This window comes from Kitasatospora sp. NPDC001540 (assembly GCF_042894345.1).
GTDB classification, from domain to species: Bacteria; Actinomycetota; Actinomycetes; order Streptomycetales; family Streptomycetaceae; genus Kitasatospora; species Kitasatospora phosalacinea_C.
On sequence record NZ_JBIAVO010000045.1, the window covers coordinates 17,568 to 36,707 of the forward strand.

Below are 19,140 nucleotides of genomic sequence, written 5' to 3' on the forward strand. Positions count from 1 at the left end.
TCACCCCACGGAGGAGGTCGACCCACTCGGACGGCCCGACCACCGCACTCGACAGGGCCGTGCTCAGATGCCGACGCAGCACGTCTTCGGCGGGGGCGGCCGTGACCGTGCCGCCGGTCGGACGGACCGCAGTACCCGCCGCACTGCTGCCCACCGGCCCAGCGGGCGAACGAACCGCAGACCGACGAACGGCGGGCGGACGGACGGACCGCGAACGGACAAACGGCGGACGGCGGCGGACGGACGGCGGGCCGGTGAACCCCGCACTACGCGGGCAGGTGCCCGGCGCCCGCGATCGTGCCCGCAGCCGTGCCAGTGGCTGTGGCTGTGGCTGTGGCTGCGGCCAGGAAGCGGTGGAGGGAGGCCGTGGTGGCGGCGACGAAGTCCTCGCGCTGCCGGGGGGTGACGGCGTCCAGTGAGAGGTAGGGGTTGAGGTCCTCCAGTTCGACCAGCAGCAGCTCCCCCGCCGCGGTGCGGCAGGCGTCCACGCGCTGGATGCCGTGCTCGAGGGTGTTCCACTCGACGAAGCGGCGCGCGAAGGCCAGGTCGGCCGGGGACGGCCGGTAGGGCGCCAGCTCCCAGCGGCGGGCCGGATCGGGGGCATGCAGCGCGTACTGGAAGGCGTCGTCGACGAAGTAGAAGGACACCTCGTAGCGGAAGTCGACCAGGGGCTGCAGGAGCAGCCCGTCCCGGACCAGGCCGGGCAGGTCGGCGCGGTCCACGACCCTCAGGCCGATCGAGTCCGCGCCGTCCTTCGGCTTGGCGACGTAGCGCTCCGCGGGCGGCAGCAGGGCGAGGTCGGCACGGCGGTCGACGGTGGGGATGACCGGGAAGCCCGCGGCCGTCAGAGCGGGCAGGTAGTCCTTCCCGGCCATGTCGCCGCGGCCGGTGAGCGGGTTGTAGACCGGGGTGCCGCGCTCGACGGCCCGGCGACGGAAGGCCTCGTACTGCTCGCGGTGGTGCAGGACGGGCCCGCTGTTGCGGACCACGACCGCGTCGAAGCCGTCCATCAGCGCGGCCGCGTCCCGCGGGTGGCACAACGCCAGGTCGAAGTCCTCGCGCAGGCGTGAGGTGAGGAAGATGTCCTCGTCACAGTAACGGCGCCCGCGCGCCGGGTACGCGAGGTCGGTGACGAACAGGATGCGGGGGCGCTCGGACACGTCGTCGTCCTTTGCTGACGGGTGGGCGGCCACTCTACGCACCACCACCCGGGCCGGAACCACCCACCCGCAGCGTTCACCCCACCTTCTGTCCGGAACGGGCCCGCCCTGCGGCCCGACCAGCGGCCCGACCAGCGACCCGACCAGCGACCCGCCCTGCGGCGCCGCCGGTGGCGCGGCCCGCCGGGGCCGCGCTGCGGGCGGGGCCGTCGGGGACGGTGAAGGCGAACAGGGCGGCGGCGACGGCGATCGCGGCCAGGACGAAGTAGCTGAGCTGGTAGGAGGCCAGCGGCGGGTGGGCGCGCTCGGCGCCGCTGGCGCCGAGGACCAGGACGGAGGTGACCACGGCCGGGGCCAGTGCACTGCCGGTCTGGCGCACGACGGTGTTCAAGGTGGCGGCGTGGGCGACGTCGGCGCGGTCGACGGTGCTGAAGGAGGCGATGGTGGTGGGGATGAAGATCGCGCCCATCGCCAGGCCCAGCAGGAACATGTAGCCGCGCAGGGTCCACAGGCCGGTGCCCGCGTCGGCGGTGGCGAACAGCAGCATCACCCCCGCGACGCCGAGCAGGCCGGTCCCGATGATCAGCCGCGGACCGACGCGGTGGTAGAGCGCGCTGACCACCTGCATGGTGATCAGGACGCCGAACGCCTCCGTGAAAGTGGTGCTGCCGCTGTCCATGGCCGAGCCGCCGCGGGCCTCCTGGATGAAGATCGGTCCCAGGAACATCGCGCCCAGCATCGGCACGTAGCCGACCAGGCTGATCAGGTTGGTGTCGCGGAACAGCCGGTCGCGGAACAGCCGCAGCCTCAGCACCGGCTCGGGCGAGCGGAGTTGGTGGCGGACGGCGACGGTGAGCAGGACGGCGCCGGCCACGAGGGAGCCGAGCACCTGCGGGCGCTCCCAGCCGAGGTCGGGCCCCGCGCAGATGCCGTACATCAGGGTCGCGGTGGCGGCGGCGCACAGCAGCAGGCCGGGCAGGTCGAGACGTGCGGCGACGCGGTCGCGGTGCTCGGCGAGGAACAGCGCCCCGAACAGCACGGCCGCCGTGCCGAAGGGCACGTTGACGTAGAACACCCAGCGCCAGGACAGGCTGGTGACCAGCAGACCGCCCAGCAGCGGGGCGATGGCCGGGGCCATCTGCTGCGGGATGATCATCAGGCGGGAGAGCCGGACCTGTTCGGCCTGGGTGAAGGTACGGAAGAGCAGCGTCTGCGAGGTGGGCATGAGCAGACCGGCGGCCAGGCCCTGCAGGGCGCGCGCGGCGATGAGGAGCGGAAGGTTCGGGGCCGCACCGCACAGGCCACCGGCGGCGGTGAAGGCCGCCAGCGACAACAGCAGCACGCGCCGCCCGCCGTGGCGCTCCACCAGCCAGGCGGAAGCGGGGATCACCATGCCCAGGCAGACCGGGTAGACCACGACGACGCCGGTGAGGGCCGCCGGGGTGAGGTCGAACTGCCGGGCGATGCTGGGGAGCGCGACGGTGGTGATCGCACCGTCGACGATGCAGATGAAAGTGGTCAGGACAGCCATGATGGGCACGACACGGCGCTGGCTCAAGCGGGTGCTCATAGAAGCTGAGCATACTCACTATGATGATGCTCAGAAAGCCTGCGGGCCTGCGGAGGACACCGAAACGGAACCCGACGGGCCTTGCGAAGAGGATGGGGAAGGCACGGCATGGCACAGGAACCGGCAACGCGGCAACGGTTCGGCAGCAGCGACGTCCTGATCGACGAACTCTTCGCCACCACCCAGAGACTGCGCGCCTTCGTGGACGGCAGACTGCGCGAACACGGCGCCTCGGTCGCCCGACTGCGGACCCTGCGCGTCCTCGCCCGCGCGGGCGAACCACTGCGCATGCGCGACCTCGCCGAATACGTCGGCAACGCCGCCCGCACCACCACCACGATCGTCGACAGCCTGGAACGCGACGGCCTGGTCGAACGCGTCCGGCACCCCACCGACCGGCGCGCGTTCCTGCTCACCCTCACCGCACAGGGCGCCCGCTGCCACCGCGAGGCCGAGGAGTACGACCGGGCCGCCCTGGCCGTCGCCACCGGCGCGCTGAGCGACACCGAGCGCGAGCAACTGCGCACCCTGCTCGGCCGGATCCGGGCCGCGGTGGACGTCGACGCCGACGGCGCCGACGGCGGTGGCGGTGCCGACGGCGGTGGCGACGAGGAGGACTGAGGGACGGGCGAAGGTCGGGGGGCGGGCGGGCTGCCTGGGAGTGCCGCTCCTAGGGCAGGCTCTCCGCTCCACGGGCGGCGGCGGTGCGGCCATAGTCGGAACGGGCCACCGGAGGGCCGGTGGCCGGGAGTTGGAGGGAGCGTCCGATGAAGGAGTCCGTGCAGGAAGCCGTGCGGGAGTCCGTGCGGGAGTCCGTGCGGGAGTCCGTGCGGGAGTCCGTGCTGGAGGTGCCCGGTGCGCGGCTGCGCCACTTCGTCCGCGGGACGGGAACGGGGCCCGTGCTGGCGCTGGTCGCCGGCGGGCACGGGGACGCCGGGGTGACCGACGCGCTGGCCGCCCGGCTCGCCGACCGGTACACCGTCGTCACCTACGACCGCCGCGGCCTGTCCGGCAGCCCGGTCGACGAACCCGGGCGGACGACGGTGGCGGTGCACGCGGACGACCTGGCCCGGCTGCTGTCCTCCGTCACGGCGCAGCCCGCCCTCGTCTTCGGCAGCAGCCTCGGAGCAGCGATCGCGCTGGAGTTCGCCGTCCGCCACCCCGGGCAGGCCGCCGCGGTCGTCGCGCACGAACCGGCAGCCGTCCAACTCCTGCCGGAGCCCGAACGGGCCGCAGCCGCACAAGACCTCCTCGGAGCCCAGGAGGCGTTCACCACCGAAGGCGTCGAGGCAGCGCTGCACCGGTTCGCGCGGTTCGTCGGGATCGACCCGACCGACCGCGAGCCGGACGCCCCGCCGCGGGCCCAGGGCCCCGAACAGGTGCGCAACGCCGAGTTCCTGCTCCGCTACGACGTCCCGTCCCTCCGGGGCCACCTGCTCGACCTGACCGCGCTGCAGGACTCGGGCGTCCGGATCGTGCCCGGCACCGGCGAGAACTCCGGCCGCTTCTGGCCGCACCGGTGCGGGCAACTGCTGGCCGCGAAGTTGGGGACGGCCTGCGAGACCTTCCCCGGCGGGCACAACGGCTACGCCTTCCGCCCGCGCGCGACAGCGGAGCGCCTGCACCAGGTGCTCGCCGCACTGGGACCGCGGGCAGGCGGGAAGGGCCGAGAGAGCGGGGCGGGCTGACGGGCTTCGTCCACCTGAGGTGGTTCTGGCTCAACTCCTGTGGCGCGACCCCGCCGAGTGAGCGACCCGCGGTCGGACGGGACGGGCTGGGAACTTGGGCGAGGTGAGCTCCAGGGCCCGGTTGTCCTGGCCGGCAGCCATGTGGTCGAGCCATCGTTCGTACCGGGCGAGAAAGTCCGGGGCTGAGGAGGGATTCGACCCCCAGGAGCCGTCTGCGTTGCCGATGAGCCGCGCCCGGCAAGAGGGCTGCTGGGGGACGACACGGCGGTGCGCCGCCTGGCGCCGCTGGTGCGGGCCCGGCCGGGCGAGGGCGCTCACCACCGGGCGGTGGAGGGGCTGAAGGTGCTGGCGGCGATCGGCAGCGATCCGGCGCTGCTGCACCTGCGCCGGATCGCCCAGCCCGTCCCGTTCAAGGCGTTGCAGGCGCGGGCCGGGAGCGGATCGCCGAGGTGGCCTCCGAACTGGGGCTGAAAGGTGAGCAGTTGGCCGACCGGCCGGTGCCGGACTTCGGGCTGGACGGGGCCGGGACCGCGGTCGTCGACTACGGCGCGCGGAGGTTCACGGTCGGCTTCGACGAGCAGCTGCGGCCGTGGACCCCGAGGGAGGGCGGCGCGAGGAGCTGCCCGCGCCGGAGACGGGGCGGTGGCGGCGGGAACGAAAACGGGAAACGGGGTGACCCCGGGCTCGGTGTTCCGATACGGTACGCCAGCCAACCGGCTATTTATGCATACCTTATGTCCAATTTGGGATACCCGTGAACATCGATTTCAGTCTCGACCCCGCTTTCTCCTGGTACGTCATCCTGCTGATGTTCAGCGGCCTGGCGACGATCTGCATCGGCCTCGTGCCGGTCTCCGCGCTCAGCGCCGGCTGGCGGATCATCACCGTGATCGCGGGTGTCGCGTTCTTCGGCTACGGCGTCTACCTCGGCTTCTTCTTCGAGGGCGGCAGCTACCGGATCTTCTTCCAGGCGTTCATCGTGCCGATCGTCCTGGTCGTCAACTTCTTCAAGGCGCTGTCGAACCGCAACCGGACGGCCGCGCCGGTCCCCCCGCAGGCCCAGGTCCCGTACCCGGGTCAGGCCCCGTTCCAGCAGCAGCCGCAGCCCCCGGTGCAGGCCAACGCTCCGGCGCAGGCCCCGCAGGCCGAGGGCGGGCCGACCGCCTGACCACCCCTGCGGGTGGCTGACGGACGTTCACGACCGGGGCGCTCCCGGGCTGTTGACGGGCTTTACGTGTTCATGGATAGTCTCACGCGCGGGGGCGCCCCGCGCGTGAGAGGGGTGTCGGGATGGGAGTCCACGGAGCGGCGACGGCCGGTGCGCGGGAGGGGCGGGTCGATCCGCTGCTGGCCGACCGGGTCGTCGAGGCGCTGCTGCTCGTCGGCCTGCCCGTCGCGCACGGCGGCCACGGTCCCGGCGTCCACCTGCTCGCCACCGACGGCCTCGACGGCTCCGACGGCCTCGGCGGCTTTGACGCCGACCGCTGGCCGGTGACCCTGCGGTGGATCTGCTCCCCCCGACTGGAGGGCGCGGCTGCGGCGGCCGACGCCCGTAGCCCGTGGCCGCGGACGCGGCAGGTGGTCGCGGACAGCATGGAGACCGCGCTCGCCGAACTGCTGCCCGCCCTCGGACTGAACGCGACCCGCGCCACCGCGGACGGGCCGACCCTGGTCGGACCCGGCGACTGCGACGCCCCCGCGAGGACCGCGGCGGACAGTTCCCCGGCCCCGAACGCGGAGGACGCGGCCGGGCCCGAGGCCGATCCCGCCGTCGCCGCCGCCGTCCGCCGCGGCGCTGCCCTCGCGGGCCTCCCGCTCGCCCGGGGCCCCCGCACGGCCGGTGTCGCGTACGCGGCCTGCAGGCCTGCGGCGGACGCGGCAGCTGCGACGGACGGGACGGCGGAAGCGGTGGATGGACAGGCGGCCGCGGTGGTCGACGTCGCCTGGCAGCCCTCCCCGCACCTGCCCGGCACGCCGTCCGTGGCGACGGCCGTCCGGGAGGCCATGCACCACGCGGTCGGTACCGCCCTGGCCGTCTGCGGGCTCCGCACCTCCTGGCACCGGCCCGCGGGCAGCGCCCCGCACCTGCACGTCGCGGACCACTGACGCGCCGTCACCCCGCTCCTCCCCCGCCCGCGGTGAATCGGGCCGCGCCGCACTCCCCACGCCACGGCCACGCCCACACCCGGCCGCTGACGCACGTCCAGGTCCCGCGCGCAACTGGTCTGTCCACGACCCATCCCCTTCGCGCCCCGCTAGAGTCCCCCTCGAGTGGTATTGAACGCGTTCAAATGACTTGGGGGGCGCGATGGCGCGCAAGGGCGACGCACGGGCGCTGGCCGCGGCGGCGGTGCCGTGCGCGGTGCTGTGGCTGCTGTGGCCGGTCGTGGAGGACGGGGAGGTGCTGCTCCCCGTCCTGCTGGCGGCACCGTCGCTGCTGGTCCTGTTGCCGTGGCGGGCCCGCACCGAGGAGGGGTTCGCGGACTGCTGCTGGGCGGTGGGCTGGCTGCTGGCGGGGGCGGGGGTGCTCGGGGCGCCGTTCGGGCTGTTCCTGCTGTCCCCGGCGGGGTCGGTGCTGCTGGCGGCGGGTTTCCGCGCCCGCCCGGGGTCAGGGCGGCTGCCGGGGGTGCTGGGCTGGACGGCGGCCGCGTTCTTCCTGCTGCTGGGCCTGTTCCTGCTGTACGCGTGCCTGACGGATCCGCACCGGTGGCCGGGAGAGGCCCGACAGGCCGGAGCCGCCCCGGTCGTGGCGGACGGACAGGCACCGTACGGGGCGTGAGGACCGACCCGGGCGGCGGGGCACGGGAGGTCGCGATCCGGCGAGACCACCGGGAGGGCGTGAAGCTGTGGGGGAACGAGCGCGAGCACGACGCGTCGTGGCGGACCCTCAGGAAGGCCGTGGACTCGGCCTGGCCGACGCCACGGAAGAAGCCCCCCAGCGCACGCGACCGCGCTGGACCCGACCCGTACAAGGCGGTGGTCCGGTCGACGGGATCCTGCGGGCCGACCCTGGACGCACCGCGCAAGCAGCGGCACACGACCACCCGAACCTCCCGCCGCCTGCCCGAGGGGCACCGCACCGAGGCCCCCACCTGCAGGTCCACCGCCACGTCGCCGACCGCGAGCCGCAGGTCCTGGTGGAGTCGGGCAAGGCCTCGCTGGAGGCGTTCGCCCTGCAGACGCACCGGCCCGGGATGGAGGCCGTGGTCGACTCCGGCGACCTGACGGTGATCTGGTGCCCGGCCGCCGGGTCGGAGCTGTGGGCGGCGGGGGCGCCCGACGGACGGTGGAGGGGCGCGGGGGTGTCACCCGATCGTCGAGCGGCCCCATGGTGGCAGTTCCTTCTCAGCGTGGGCTCAGCCGGGACTCATCGCAGGTCAAGAGGGGCGGCCGAGCATCGTCCGCATGACAGCACCACCCGAATCACGGACCTCCGCCCGCAAGCAGGGGCGTCGAACCCGGCGCACCGGGCGCACCCGGCGGATCAGGCGGGCGGTGGTCGTGGTGGTGCTGCTCTCGGCGCTGGGCTCGTGGTGGGTGGTCTCCCGCTCGACGAGCGGCGCCCCGGTGAGCGCGGCGGCCTCGGCGACGGTCCCGACAGGCGGTGCGGACGGTGGGGCCACGGACGGTACGACGGCGGACGGTGAGCAGGGGGCGGAGGGGGCGGAGAGCGCTGCGGACACCGCGCTCGCGGCGGCGGTCGGCGCCCTCGACGGGCACTTCGCCGTCACGGTGGCCGATCCCGCCTCCGGGGCGTCCGCGTCCTGGGGCGACGACTCCTTCGTCACCGCCTCGATCGTCAAGGTCGACATCCTGGCCGCGCTGCTGCTGCAGAACGACGGCGTGCTGACCGGCAGTCAGCAGGCCGCGGCCGCAGCGATGATCGAGCAGAGCGACAACACGGCGGCCACCACGCTGTTCGACGCGGTGGGCGGTGCGGCGGGGCTGGACGCGGCCAACGCGGTCTTCGGGCTGAGCGCGACGGTCGCCGGGACGGACGGCTTCTGGGGGCTGACCGAGACCACCGCCGCCGACCAGGCGCAGTTGCTGCGGGTGGTGTTCACCGAGGACTCGCCGCTGGGCTCCGCCTCCCGCGCCTACCTGGCGAAGCTGATGGGCCTGGTCGCGGACGACCAGGACTGGGGCGTCTCGGCGGCGGACCAGGGTGGCGCGGTGGAGCTGAAGAACGGTTGGCTGTCCCGGGACAGCACCGGACTGTGGGTGGTCAACAGCATCGGCCGGGTCGAGTACGGCGGCCGGAGCCTGCTGGTGTCGGTGCTGAGCGACGGTTCGGCGAGCGAGGAGGCGGGCATCGCGCTGGTCGAGTCGGTGGCGTCGGCAGCGGTGCGGTCCTTCGCGGCCGACGGCCGGTAGCGGGGCCGTCCCGCTCAGGGCCCAGGGCTCAGGACCCAGGACCCAGGGCGCTCAGGGCCCAGGGCGCTCAGGACCCAGGGCTCAGGGCGCCGTGGCCGCGCGGGCGACCGCCCGCAGGTAGCGTTCGATCGCCAGGTGCTGCAGGGCGAGCGCGACGGGGCGGCCGAGCCGGGCGTACCAGGCGGCGAGCCGGGAGAAGGCGGTGACCTCGAACCACACCTCGCCGTCCGCGTCCGCGCTCACCACGAAGGACTCCTCGCCGCACTCGGGGTGCCCGGGCAGGGTGCCGTAGGCGAAGCCGATCCGGTCGGGGGTCTCGACTGCCCAGACCACCCGGCAGGGGATGACCAGCCGGGGCAGGCGCAGCCCGGGCAGGCGCAGCCTGAGCAGGACGGTGGCTCCGGGGACGGCGCGGACCGCCACCGGGTGGACGGCGAAGCCGGAGCCGAGCTGGGCGCCCCAGCCCAGGACGTACCCGCCCGCGCGCTCCAGGACGTCCCGGCCGTGGCCGAGGTGGATGCGGCGGCGCAGCCAGGAGTAGCCGGGGGGCAGGGCGGCGTCCGCGGTGGCGCCGACCTCGGGGTAGTTGGGCGCGGCGGCGCAGGCGGCGAGGTAGCGCCGGTGCAGATCGTTCGACGGCATCCGTCAGTTGTACGCCGCGCGGGGCCGGGTGGCCAGGGCCGGTGGTCGGCGTCGGGGCGCGGCCGGGCCGGTCGGTACGGCTGTGGCCGCGGTGCGCCTCACCCGCCCGGGCCCTCCGGCCGGGGGCGGTGCCGTACCGGCCGGAGGGGCGGGTTGTCGGGGTCAGCCCTGGACGGAGGCCCAGAACTCCTCGAAGGAGAGCTTGCCGTCGCCGTTGGCGTCCTTGGCGTTGATGATCGCCTGCGCGACCGTCTCGGTGACGTGGAAGTCGCCGAGCTGGGCCATGACCGTCTTGTACTCACGCGCGGTGATCCGCCCGTCGCCGTCGACGTCCAGTCGCGCGAATGCCGCCCGTGCCGCTTCGATGTCCGCCATCGGACCCGCCCCTCTTCTTACTGTCATACCGGTCTTGACGCCGTGTTTCGGCGCGCGGGCCACAATAGCCGCAGTTCCGGGCGCACCGACAGGCCGGTCCCGGTGGACGGGGTGACGGAGACGACGGGCCGCTGACACCGACATGGTCCCCTGAGCGTCCTCGGAGCGGGTACCGGTCGTCCGCACCGGTCGCGGTCTGTCGCCGTACGCCGTGCCGCGCGGCGTCAGGAGCCGGGCCGGGACGCACAGGGACGACGTGCTGGCCGACTGCGGGGCCTACGACGCCCGCGTCGGCTGACAGCCGGGCGGGATGCGGCCGACCGCCAACTGTCGTTCGCCCGTTTCGTGCCTCGGCCCGGGCGGTGGTCTCCGGGCGGACGGGGCGTCAGTCGCGACGGACGCTGACGCCGCCGAGCAGGCCCCAGGCGGCGACGTGGACGGTGGGGCCGCCCTCGTGGGTGGGGCCGTCGTCGCTGACGCCGCCGAGCCGGATGCCCGTGACGACCACCCGCACCTCGGGGCGGACCCGCAGCGAGACGCCGCCGATCAGGCTGAGCTTGGTGATGCGCAGTTCGGCGCCGTCCGGGATGTCGACGTCGCCGAGGTCGATGTCGGCACCGCCGACGAGGGAGGCGGTGAGGGTGCGGCTGTGGATCTCCTCGCCCTCCAGGCGGGTGCCGCCGATCAGGCTGATCCGGATGTCGGTGCGGTCGTCGTCCTCGGTGTTCCCCGTGTTCGTCATGTCGGCAACCTTAGGGTTCGTCAGGAACCGGGCGCGAGGGGCCCGTTGCACGGCTCGGGCGTGACGGACGTCATGTGTCGACCGGCGCGCGGGCGGGGGTGCGCTCCCCCGGCGTGCGGGCGGGGACGGGGTGTGCGACCGCGCGCTGCCGTAGGGCGGGCGGGGGTGGAAAGGATCAGCTTCGCACGTCCGGGAGAGGTTCCAGGGAGAGGCACGGCCATGGCGAGCGAGTTCCAGCGCTACAAGTTGACCAGCGTGTTCCACGCGCTCGACACCGACGGGAACGGGTACCTCGACGAGGAGGACTTCCGGGCGCTGGCGGACCGCTGGGGGCGGCTGCCGCGGGTGGCGGCGAGCCGGGAGCTGGCGGCCCGGGTGGAGCGGGTGATGCTCGGCTGGTGGGACGCGCTGTACGAGGCGGCGGACACCAACGGCGACGGGCTGGTGGACCTGGACGAGGTCCTGGCCATGGTGGACCGGCTGCCCGGGATGCGGGAGGCCGTGACGGCGACGGCCGACACCGTCTTCGAGGCGGTCGACGAGAACGGCGACGGCCGGATCTCGCGGGAGGAGCACCGTCGCCTGGTCGACGTGTGGAACGGTCGACCGACCGACACCACCGGCGTGTTCGAGCTGGTCGACCTGGACGGCGACGGCTTCCTCTCCCGGGAGGAGTTCATCGAGCTGTGGGCGCAGTTCTGGATCAGCGCGGACCCGGCGGAGCCGGGCAACCACCTGTGCGGGGTGCTCGCCCCGGCGGCGGCCGGCTCCGCGGAGGAGTTCACCGCCGGGGCGTAGCGGCTCACCGGGGCGTGGCCCCGGAACGTGGCCCCGGGACGTGGCGGCCCGCCGGGTCCGGTGGCTCAGCGCTTGGAGATCCCGACGTTGCGGATGGTGACGGGCAGCGTCGGGAAGCCGTCGCCGGGGCCGTTCTGGTCGTCCTCGCCGCCCGCGGCGATCTTCTGCAGGGCGTCGAGCCCGGAGGTGACCCGGCCGAAGGGGGTGTAGGCCGGGGAGAGCTTGGTGTCCTTCCAGACGATGAAGAACTGGCTGCCGTTGGTGTTCGGCCCGGCGTTGGCCATCGCGACGGTGCCCGCGGGGTAGGTGGCGCCCTCCAGGTTCTCGTCGGGGAAGGAGTAGCCGGGGCCGCCGCTGCCGGTGCCGGTGGGGTCGCCGCACTGCAGGACGTAGATCCGTTGGGTGGTGAGGCGGTGGCAGTGGGTGCGGTCGAAGTAGTCGCGTTCGGCGAGGAAGCGGAACGAGTAGGTGGTGCAGGGGGCCTGGTCGGTGAGCGCCCGGAAGGTGACGGCGCCCTGACTGGTGCGGAGGGTGGCGCTGTAGGGCTTGGCGGCCTTCGCCGCGTCGAAGACCGGGATGCCCTTGAAGTTGTCGGCGGGGACGGCCGCGGTGTAGGTGCACGCGGCGGCCGCGGACCCGGCCGTGGGGGTGGCGGCGGACGCCGGGCCGGTGGTGGTGGTCAGGGCGAGCGAGACCGTGGCCAGGACGGTCAGCCCGGCACTCCGGGTCGTGCGCTTCATTCGACGGCCTCCGTGGTGGGGAGCGGATCGAGCAGCGGACAGGTGCGGGTCGAGCAGCGGACAGGCTTGGCAGGGACCTGCCCATCCTGTCCACCGTCCGAACCTCCCGACACCCTCGCCCCACCCTCCCGCCGACCCGCTCGGGGCGCGCCCGACCCTCGCCGCCCCCCGTTCCCGCACGTCACGCCCCCGGCCCGTAGGTCTCCCCCGGGCAACGGTTCGCCCAAGATCCTTCTCGATCGCCCGTTCGAGAGGGAGCAGCGCCTGCCCCTGCTCGTCGACGAACCCGTACGCCTCGCAGTGGATGCGCTCCTCACCCGGGGCGGGCGGCGGGCCACCTTGGTGCGGGCGCCCCCTCAGTGCTGGGGCGCGCGGGCCCGGACGGCGGCGACGTAGCGGACGGTGAAGACCATCGGGACGACGAAGCCCGCGACCTGGACGATCAGGGAGGCGGTGGAGTGCCCGCTGCCGCCGTGGGCGAGGGCGGCGAGGACGGCGGCGGTGACCGCGAAGGCCGCGGTCCACACCGCGGTGATGACCGTGTTGACCCGGATGAACGGCTTGAGCGTCCAGAACTCCTGCGGGGTGGTGCGCTTGGCGATGCCGAGCGTGAACGGCCTGCCGATCAGCAGCGAACCCCCGGCGATCACCGCGAGGACCGCGGAGGACAGCGCCGCGGAGTAGGTGCGGACGCCGGAGTGCGGGTCGGCGAAGGCGATCGCGGCGAGGACGGCGAAGTACAGCGCGGAGCCGGCCTCGATGATCAGCGCGTCCCACCCGGCGCCCGCCCGGCGCTGCTGGGCGATGACGGCGACGGCCGCCGCCAGACCGGCCAGTGCGGCCCACTGCCACTGGGACGCGGGGACCACCGCGAAGATGATCCAGGGCAGGAAGGTGCGCAGGTACGACATGGCTCGGGAATCCCCCTCGGTGGTCGGCCGGCACTCCCCCGGCTGTCTTTCCGCAGGCTCTACGCAACCAATCCGGTGTCGAGAGCATAGCGGCTCCAGGCCGGGCGAGCGAAGGGATTCAGAGATCCTCCACGCTGCCCACGCCAGCGCGGGCAATCCATCTGCCACGTCTCTGACCTGCGAAAATCGACGCTCAGGCGAAGATCGACGCGGCAGCACACCGATAGCCCTCCCTCAGGACGGCCAGCTTCACCGCACAGTCGACACCAGACAGCCGCAGGGGCCTCGATTCCCGGGTACGAGCAGGTGGACCACGGTGCACTCGGACTGATCCTGACTTTTACTGACCTTGCCTGACGGCCCGTCACCCCGTCCCCGCAGCCAAGGGCGACGTCAGCAGCACAGCACTCGATGGTCTCCTCCATCATCGGCGGCAGCGGAATCCACCGGATCCAGGTGCTTCCAGTACAAGATTCACGATCCAGCAGTCGCTGCTACCGACTTCCATCTCAGCCGAGCCTGAGGACAGCAGCACCAGCAGGGCCGATGCGCGTTTTCCACTGGGTGCAGCAGAAGAACGCGTTAACCAGCGGACTTCCGCTCACGCGGGGAGGATGCGGCGGGCGGTGACCTCTTTCCACGGCAGTGACCGAAGCCGGCGGTGCAGTTCGGGCTGATTGGCCTTGACCGCCAAGAGGTAGTGGGCGTTCTTCTCCTCGACCAGGAAGCGGGCGTGGGCGTGCTGGGTGTGCAGGGCATCGGCAGTGACGGTGACTCCGGTCAGATCGTAGGGGGCCAGCAGGGCGGCGAAGCAGGTGATTTCGTTGGTCTTGTCGGGAACCCGCAGCTGGGTGACGGTGCGGCCGTCGCCGCTCATCGCGGCCAGCAGGTGGGCGGCGGGCGAGGTGCCGTGCCGGGAGCCGCGGGCGGCCTTGCCGTCCACAGCGATCGAGCCCGAGCCTGCGGGGTCGGCGCCGGTCAGGTCGGCCAGGCCGCCGGGGCAGGCCAGAGCGATGACCCGCCGGATTGTGGCGGTGCTCGGTGCGACGCGCACGCCCAGCGCTCCCGCGACCCGCGCGCCCAGACGGGCCAGCGCGTGCTGTGGAGCGTTCGCGGACCACTGGCCGATGGCCGTGTACGAGCGCGCGCCGGCGACCACCGCCGAGACGGCGACCAGCAGTACCGCCACGAACCGGTGACGCACCCCACGGCGTCGACGCGGATCCGGCAGCAACCGCAGCCGCTCCACCAGCGACGATCCCGCCACGCTGTCCAGAGTGGGCGACTTGGGAAGGTCACTCCGTCCAACCGGAGCTTCGATGCGTTCGTGACGGTCTGATCCGGACACCTGCATCGCCGTGACCTGCGGACTCACCTGCTCACCAGGACTTTGAAACGCCCCTGCTCTGAGGAGGCGGCTGGTTGACCGACGAACGGGCGCGTGCCGAGGAGACGCTGCGCGGAGCACTCACTGTGTACCGGCGACTGGGCATGGTCGGGGCAGCCGATGCCGTCGAGCGGCTGCCCGAGCCGAGCACGGAGTGATTGCCGCATGCCTGGTCGAATTCTTCGTGCCGCCGAAGAGATGAGATTGCTACGTTACGAGCGGATCTGTTGCATCCAACCGCCGTCCTTCCTCGAGGAGCGTTGAACGCCGTCACATTCTCCCTTGCCCGCGCCGTACGGCTCCGAGCATGTCACCGCAGAACATGCGCCCACGTCCGTCGTCCTTGACCGTCTCGCCGTTCGCATCCAGAAGCGACTGGCGGCCGAACAGACCGCGTCGGACCGGACCGGCGAAGGCGGCCATCAGGCTTCTCTGATCCGGCTGGCGCTTCTGTGAGTCCTTTCGGTTGATGACACCACTCAGGGACCTCACCCCCTTTCGATCGTTCGTGCTCAAGGTCGCCAACCGCTGCAACATCGATTGCGACCATTGCTACGTCTTCAACTCCGCTGACCAGGCATGGCGACACCTGCCCGCCCGCATGCGCGTGGAGGTTGCCCGGGCAGCGAAAAGGCGGATCGGCGAGCAGGCAGCGACGCACGGCTTGCAGGGCGTGCACGTCGTTCTGCACGGTGGTGAGCCGCTACTCTCCGGCCCTCGACACATGGCCGACGTACTCGGCAGCGTACGGATGGGAGTTCCGGCCGATCTCCAGGTCCACCTCGAGCTCCAGGCCAACGGGACGCTTCTCACCGAGTCGTGGCTGGACCTTTTCGAGCGGTACGAGGTGGTCGTGGGCGTCAGTCTCGATGGACCGCCGGTCGCTAACGACCGGCACCGAACGACCCATGCCTTGAGGTCGAGTTCCGCCTCCGCCGTACGCGGCACAGAGGTCCTGCGGTCCCGGCCACACCTGTTCGCGGGGCTGCTCGCTGTTGTGGACCCGGCCAACGATCCGGTCGAGGTCCACGACTACCTTGCGTCGTTCGATCCACCGGTGATCGACTCCGGGCTGCCGCACGGAACACACGACGAGCCCCCATATGGCAGCCGTCCGGATGCACCCGAATACCGGATGTGGATGAGCCGCGTCTACGATGCATGGCTTGCGCAGCCCCAGCACCGGCACCGCGTGCGAATACTGGAGGACATGGTGGCGCTGGTCTCCGGAGTGCGTGGTTCGGTGGAATCCCTCGGCCTGGCCCCACCGACGAGCGTTGTGATCGAGTCCGACGGCACGATCGAGGGCGTAAACACCCTGCGGTCCGTCGAAGAGGGCGCCTCATGGCTGGGGTTCGACGCCTTCGGCCACTCTTTCGACGAGGTTCTGCGTCATCCGAAACTCCTGCACCGGCAGTACGGGAAGGCCGCGCTCGCCGACCAGTGTCAGAGATGTCCTCTGGTGGAGGTGTGTGGCGGCGGCTATAGCGCTGACCACGGTTACCGCAATCCCTCCGTCTACTGCGCGGATCTGGAATACCTCATCCGCCATGTTCAGGACTCCTTGCGCCGACATGGCTGGGATCCGCGCGCGACGACACCTCCGCAGCCATGAGCCGTGCCGTCACGTCCGGATCACGCGTTGGAAGAGCAAGGGAAAAGATGAAGGACCGACAGGAGGAGATGCCGATGACCGTGACGATCCGCCATGCCGACAGGCGCGACACCATGGCCGTGGCCGTACTGATCGAGGAGATCGAGCGGTTCTACGGATCGACCGAGATTCAGCCGATCGAAGAGCGCTACTACCAGGTGGAGGAGGCGCTCTTCGGTTCGCCGCCGCTGGCGTCTGCGCTCCTGGCCGAGGACGAGACCGGGGCTCTCGTTGGGTTGGCCGCCTACTCGTTCCTCTGGCCGGCCGCAGGCTCCTCACACTCCCTGTTCCTCAAAGAGCTTTACGTTCGCGACGCCGTCCGTCGCCAGGGTGCCGGAGCCCGCCTCATGGCTGAACTCCGGGCACTGGCAGCCTCGCGTCCCGGATGCAGCCGGGTCGAATGGATGACGGACCGCGACAACCCGGGCGCGCGAGCCTTCTACAAGTCTTTGGGGTTCGCGGAGTTCGACGGGAAGATCGTTTACCGTATGGACACTGCCACGAGGTGAGACTGGACGTGCCCGGGCCGCGGCAAACAGGTCTGTTTCCCAAGGAAAGTGGCAGGCACGGGACTGGAACGGGAGCGGGACGCGGGAGTGGACAGGAACGCGTCGGAGGAGAGGGCGCCAAGTACTGGCTCCAGGTCCTCACCGAGATCAAGAACCGCGGCGTCGAGGACGTGTGCATGGTCGTCTGCGACGGACTGGAGGGCCTGCTCGACGCCATCGGCACGCTCCGGCCGCAGGCGATCACGCGGACCTGCGTCGTGCACCTGATGCGCGCCAGCTCCCGCTACGCGGCCCGCCAGGACTGGGACGAGATCTCGAAGGCGCTCAAGCCCGTCTGCACCGCCCCGACCCAGGATGCCGCCGAGGAGCGGTTCCTGGAGTTCCAGGAGGCCTGGGGGACGAAGCACCCGGCGATCGTGCGGCCGCGGGAGAACGCCTGGGCCGATTTCGTGCCCTTCCTGCAGTTCGACGTCGAGATCCGCCGTGTCGTCTGCACGACGAACGCGATCGAGTCGGTCAACGCCCGCATCCGCAAGGCCGTACGGGCCCACGGGCACTTCCCGAACGAGCAAGCGGCCTTGAAGTGCGCCCACAGGGCCGTCATGAGCCCCGACCCCACAGGCCAGGGACGCAAACGCTGGACCATACGAGGGAAGCCCGCCTTCCAGGCATTCGACATCACCTTCGACGGCCGACTCTCCATCGGTCGCCGGTAACTCACACAACATCAGACACACCAATCATTGGGCACCCCCCTCTACGCGTGTGCGGCATACCGGAAGCGGCCCCTGTCGGCGCTGCCGCCTCGTACGCTGTGGGGATAGCTGGCGGATTCTTCGGCGTGCTCACCGCGAACATGGTCGAGACGATCGGGTACTTCGAGCAGCGGGAGGGCATCAGGCAGGGGGGCGTTCTTGGCGGCGTGGGCCGATCCGCGCGGCCAGGAGCTGTTCCGGCGACCGGAGCTCGGCGCGATCGGCCAGGAGGACTGGAACGCCGGCTTCGGTGCCCTGATGGGCGTGGAGCCGAAGGGCCTGATGGCGCGTTACCTGCATGACGCATGGCCCGCCTACCCGGTGCTGTCGGTGGCCCGGCAGGCCAGGTCGGCGGGGATCCGGACCGCGGTGCTGTCGAACTCGCTCGGCAGGACGCCCTACGACCCCTGTGCCGGGTTCGGCCTCGAAGGCACCTTCGACGCCGTAGTGCTCTCCAGCGACCACGGCCTGCGCAAGCCGGATGCGGCGCTGTTCAAGGTCGTACTGGACCGTCTGAGCCTGTCGGCCGACGAGTGCGTGTTCGTCGACGACTCCGAGGTGAACGTCGAAGCCGCGGCACGCCTGGGGTTCACCGCGCTGCTGGGGCTGGACGAGCAGGTGGTGGCCCGGCAGTTGCGCGCCCTGCTGCGGCTACCCGCCCTGTAGGAACTCGGCGACCGGCCGGTAGTGGACGTGCGGGAGCAACTTGTCCCGCACGCCCTTGAGTTGGGAGGCGGAGCGGACGGAGTCCACGGTGCTGAGGCAGACGGCCGCATGTCGGGCCGCGGCCACAGCCCCGTCGAGGTCGTCGAGTGCGAGGTGGGCCTCGGCCGCCCGGGCCAGGTAGATCGCGTGGGTGCGGGGGTACTCGTCGTCGCCCGGGTACGCCTTCATACCGGCGTCGAAGCGCCGCAGTGCCTCGGCCGGGTCGCCGAGGTCGAGGGCCGAGGAGCCCGCGATCATCTCGACCTCGCCGTAGTCGACCCAGTAGAGGGACCTCGGGTCGTCGTCGTGCCGGCCCTTGTCCAGGGCGGTCCGGGCGAGGTGCAGATAGTGCGCGGTGTCCGACTTCGCGCCGGTCTTGGACAGGGCGCGGGCGGTGCGGGCCGCCAGCATGGCCTCCATCCGTGGAGTTGCCTTCCCCTTGACCTGGGTCCGGGCGGTGTCCAGGAGCGCGACCGCGCGGCCGGCCTGACCGGTTGAATAACACTGGATGGCGGCGAAGGACAGCGCGTACGCACCGGTGAGCGTGTCGTCCGCTTGAACGGAGGCGCGCAGGGCCGCATCGAAGTAGCGCTGGGCGATCCCGAATCTGCTCTGGTCGAACGCCGTCCAGGCGACCTGGCGGGCCGCCTCGGCGGCGAGCGCGTACAGGCGGCGCAGGTCGTTGTCGGTGTGCCGACCTGCCTTGATCAGCCGTACGGCCAGGGACAGTTCGTTGCTCGCCTGCTTGTGGACCTCGCCGCTGCCGAGCTCGTCGTCGACACGGCGCAGGTAGTCGAGCCGGTCCTCGATGTGCACCAGCAGCTGCGGGGCGCTGTAGGCCGTGCTCTGGTGGCGGTCCGTAGAGGCTGCGGCGGCCCTGGACCAGTTGCTCGCGGAGGCCGACAGGGCCACCCCTGCTGCGATGAAGCTCCTGCGGTCCACTCTTCTCCCGTCCACCAGCTCGGTAAGGACAGCCAAGGTCGCCTCGGCCCACGGCGTGTGCTCGGTGATGACTGCCGGGGCGTCCCTGAATGCACGTGCGAACGCCCCATCAGTCCTGAGTACCAGGTCGTAGACGGCGGCAACAGACGCCGTCACCGGCCGGTTGCCGTTTTCGACGTTGCGCAGGT

General features: G+C 72.0%; 21 protein-coding genes and 3 pseudogenes. 14 read left to right on the forward strand and 10 right to left on the reverse strand.

The genetic code is table 11. The features are described 5' to 3' along the window. Positions 1-266 precede the first annotated feature (266 nt). A complete protein-coding gene (locus tag ACFY00_RS33850) occupies positions 267-1,160 on the reverse strand; it encodes a hypothetical protein (protein WP_388036933.1) in 894 nt (297 codons plus the stop codon). 76 nt (positions 1,161-1,236) lie between these two features. After that, positions 1,237-2,691 (reverse strand): DHA2 family efflux MFS transporter permease subunit, encoded by a 1,455-nt coding sequence (locus ACFY00_RS33855; RefSeq protein WP_388036936.1) that lies wholly within the window; start codon positions 2,689-2,691, stop codon positions 1,237-1,239. Positions 2,692-2,838: 147 nt separating this feature from the next. Between ACFY00_RS33855 and ACFY00_RS33860 the strand changes: the two genes are divergently transcribed. Together ACFY00_RS33860 and ACFY00_RS33865 are read left to right on the forward strand one after the other, a co-directional pair. Continuing rightward, positions 2,839-3,351 carry a MarR family winged helix-turn-helix transcriptional regulator gene (locus tag ACFY00_RS33860; protein ID WP_388036939.1) on the forward strand — a complete coding sequence of 171 codons (513 nt, stop codon included), beginning with the start codon at positions 2,839-2,841 and terminating at the stop codon, positions 3,349-3,351. A gap of 146 nt (positions 3,352-3,497) precedes the next feature. After that, complete coding sequence (locus tag ACFY00_RS33865; RefSeq protein WP_388036942.1) at positions 3,498-4,418, forward strand: alpha/beta fold hydrolase; 921 nt, start codon at positions 3,498-3,500, stop codon at positions 4,416-4,418. 30 nt (positions 4,419-4,448) lie between these two features. On the opposite strand, the pseudogene ACFY00_RS33870 reads toward ACFY00_RS33865, so the two are convergent. Continuing rightward, a pseudogene (locus tag ACFY00_RS33870) lies at positions 4,449-4,646 on the reverse strand (SMI1/KNR4 family protein); the annotation flags it as partial. 39 nt (positions 4,647-4,685) lie between these two features. Here ACFY00_RS33870 and ACFY00_RS33875 point away from each other — a divergent pair. The 5 genes from ACFY00_RS33875 (at position 4,686) to ACFY00_RS33895 (ending at position 8,792) form a co-directional block, all read left to right on the forward strand. Further along, positions 4,686-4,889, forward strand: coding sequence for a hypothetical protein (locus tag ACFY00_RS33875; protein WP_388037033.1), 204 nt, complete (start codon positions 4,686-4,688; stop codon positions 4,887-4,889). 283 nt (positions 4,890-5,172) lie between these two features. Further along, on the forward strand, positions 5,173-5,586 hold the full coding sequence (locus ACFY00_RS33880; protein WP_388036944.1) for a hypothetical protein: 414 nt from the start codon (positions 5,173-5,175) through the stop codon (positions 5,584-5,586). A gap of 122 nt (positions 5,587-5,708) precedes the next feature. Next, positions 5,709-6,524, forward strand: a complete 816-nt coding sequence (locus tag ACFY00_RS33885; protein ID WP_388036947.1) for a hypothetical protein — start codon at positions 5,709-5,711, stop codon at positions 6,522-6,524. 202 nt (positions 6,525-6,726) lie between these two features. Further along, entirely contained in the window at positions 6,727-7,197 is a 471-nt protein-coding gene (locus ACFY00_RS33890) for a hypothetical protein (protein WP_388036949.1), read from the forward strand. Between the two features lie 626 nt (positions 7,198-7,823). Continuing rightward, positions 7,824-8,792, forward strand: a complete 969-nt coding sequence (locus tag ACFY00_RS33895; RefSeq protein WP_388036952.1) for a serine hydrolase — start codon at positions 7,824-7,826, stop codon at positions 8,790-8,792. Positions 8,793-8,873: 81 nt separating this feature from the next. Here ACFY00_RS33895 and ACFY00_RS33900 read toward each other — a convergent pair whose 3' ends face one another. From ACFY00_RS33900 to ACFY00_RS33910, 3 genes are all read right to left on the reverse strand, one after another. After that, the gene (locus tag ACFY00_RS33900; RefSeq protein WP_388036954.1) at positions 8,874-9,434 is read right to left on the reverse strand and encodes a DUF1990 family protein; all 561 of its coding nucleotides are present in this window, start codon (positions 9,432-9,434) and stop codon (positions 8,874-8,876) included. A 162-nt stretch (positions 9,435-9,596) separates the two neighbouring features. Beyond that, positions 9,597-9,809: an EF-hand domain-containing protein gene (locus ACFY00_RS33905; RefSeq protein ID WP_388036957.1), complete on the reverse strand. Its 213-nt coding sequence runs from the start codon at positions 9,807-9,809 to the stop codon at positions 9,597-9,599. Between the two features lie 385 nt (positions 9,810-10,194). Further along, positions 10,195-10,551 (reverse strand): hypothetical protein, encoded by a 357-nt coding sequence (locus tag ACFY00_RS33910; RefSeq protein WP_388036960.1) that lies wholly within the window; start codon positions 10,549-10,551, stop codon positions 10,195-10,197. Between the two features lie 219 nt (positions 10,552-10,770). Here ACFY00_RS33910 and ACFY00_RS33915 point away from each other — a divergent pair, with 219 nt between their 5' ends. Continuing rightward, entirely contained in the window at positions 10,771-11,349 is a 579-nt protein-coding gene (locus ACFY00_RS33915) for an EF-hand domain-containing protein (protein WP_388036962.1), read from the forward strand. A 65-nt stretch (positions 11,350-11,414) separates the two neighbouring features. Here ACFY00_RS33915 and ACFY00_RS33920 read toward each other — a convergent pair whose 3' ends face one another. The 3 genes from ACFY00_RS33920 to ACFY00_RS33930 all read right to left on the reverse strand — a co-directional run bounded on the left by ACFY00_RS33920 (position 11,415) and on the right by ACFY00_RS33930 (position 14,375). Beyond that, on the reverse strand, positions 11,415-12,089 hold the full coding sequence (locus ACFY00_RS33920; protein WP_388036965.1) for a peptidylprolyl isomerase: 675 nt from the start codon (positions 12,087-12,089) through the stop codon (positions 11,415-11,417). 356 nt (positions 12,090-12,445) lie between these two features. After that, positions 12,446-13,000 (reverse strand): hypothetical protein, encoded by a 555-nt coding sequence (locus ACFY00_RS33925; protein ID WP_388036967.1) that lies wholly within the window; start codon positions 12,998-13,000, stop codon positions 12,446-12,448. Between the two features lie 601 nt (positions 13,001-13,601). Then, positions 13,602-14,375, reverse strand: a complete 774-nt coding sequence (locus tag ACFY00_RS33930) for an ISAs1 family transposase (RefSeq protein WP_388036969.1) — start codon at positions 14,373-14,375, stop codon at positions 13,602-13,604. 47 nt (positions 14,376-14,422) lie between these two features. Here ACFY00_RS33930 and ACFY00_RS33935 point away from each other — a divergent pair, with 47 nt between their 5' ends. From ACFY00_RS33935 to ACFY00_RS33960, 6 genes and pseudogenes are all read left to right on the forward strand, one after another. Continuing rightward, entirely contained in the window at positions 14,423-14,545 is a 123-nt protein-coding gene (locus ACFY00_RS33935; protein ID WP_388036972.1) for a hypothetical protein, read from the forward strand. Positions 14,546-14,666: 121 nt separating this feature from the next. Next, positions 14,667-14,843: pseudogene (haaA, locus tag ACFY00_RS33940) on the forward strand (HaaA family cyclophane-containing RiPP peptide); the annotation flags it as partial. A gap of 52 nt (positions 14,844-14,895) precedes the next feature. Further along, positions 14,896-16,002, forward strand: coding sequence for an FxsB family cyclophane-forming radical SAM/SPASM peptide maturase (locus ACFY00_RS33945; RefSeq protein ID WP_388036974.1), 1,107 nt, complete (start codon positions 14,896-14,898; stop codon positions 16,000-16,002). Positions 16,003-16,076: 74 nt separating this feature from the next. After that, a complete protein-coding gene (gene haaN, locus ACFY00_RS33950; RefSeq protein WP_388036977.1) occupies positions 16,077-16,550 on the forward strand; it encodes a cyclophane-containing RiPP N-acetyltransferase HaaN in 474 nt (157 codons plus the stop codon). 104 nt (positions 16,551-16,654) lie between these two features. Then, positions 16,655-17,266, forward strand: a pseudogene (locus ACFY00_RS33955) (transposase); the annotation flags it as partial. Between the two features lie 198 nt (positions 17,267-17,464). Beyond that, positions 17,465-17,971 (forward strand): HAD-IA family hydrolase, encoded by a 507-nt coding sequence (locus ACFY00_RS33960; protein ID WP_388036980.1) that lies wholly within the window; start codon positions 17,465-17,467, stop codon positions 17,969-17,971. Here the strand turns inward: ACFY00_RS33960 and ACFY00_RS33965 are convergent. After that, on the reverse strand, positions 17,957-18,952 hold the full coding sequence (locus tag ACFY00_RS33965; RefSeq protein WP_388036983.1) for a hypothetical protein: 996 nt from the start codon (positions 18,950-18,952) through the stop codon (positions 17,957-17,959). The two genes, ACFY00_RS33960 and ACFY00_RS33965, sit on opposite strands and share 15 nt — an antisense overlap. Positions 18,953-19,140 lie beyond the last annotated feature (188 nt).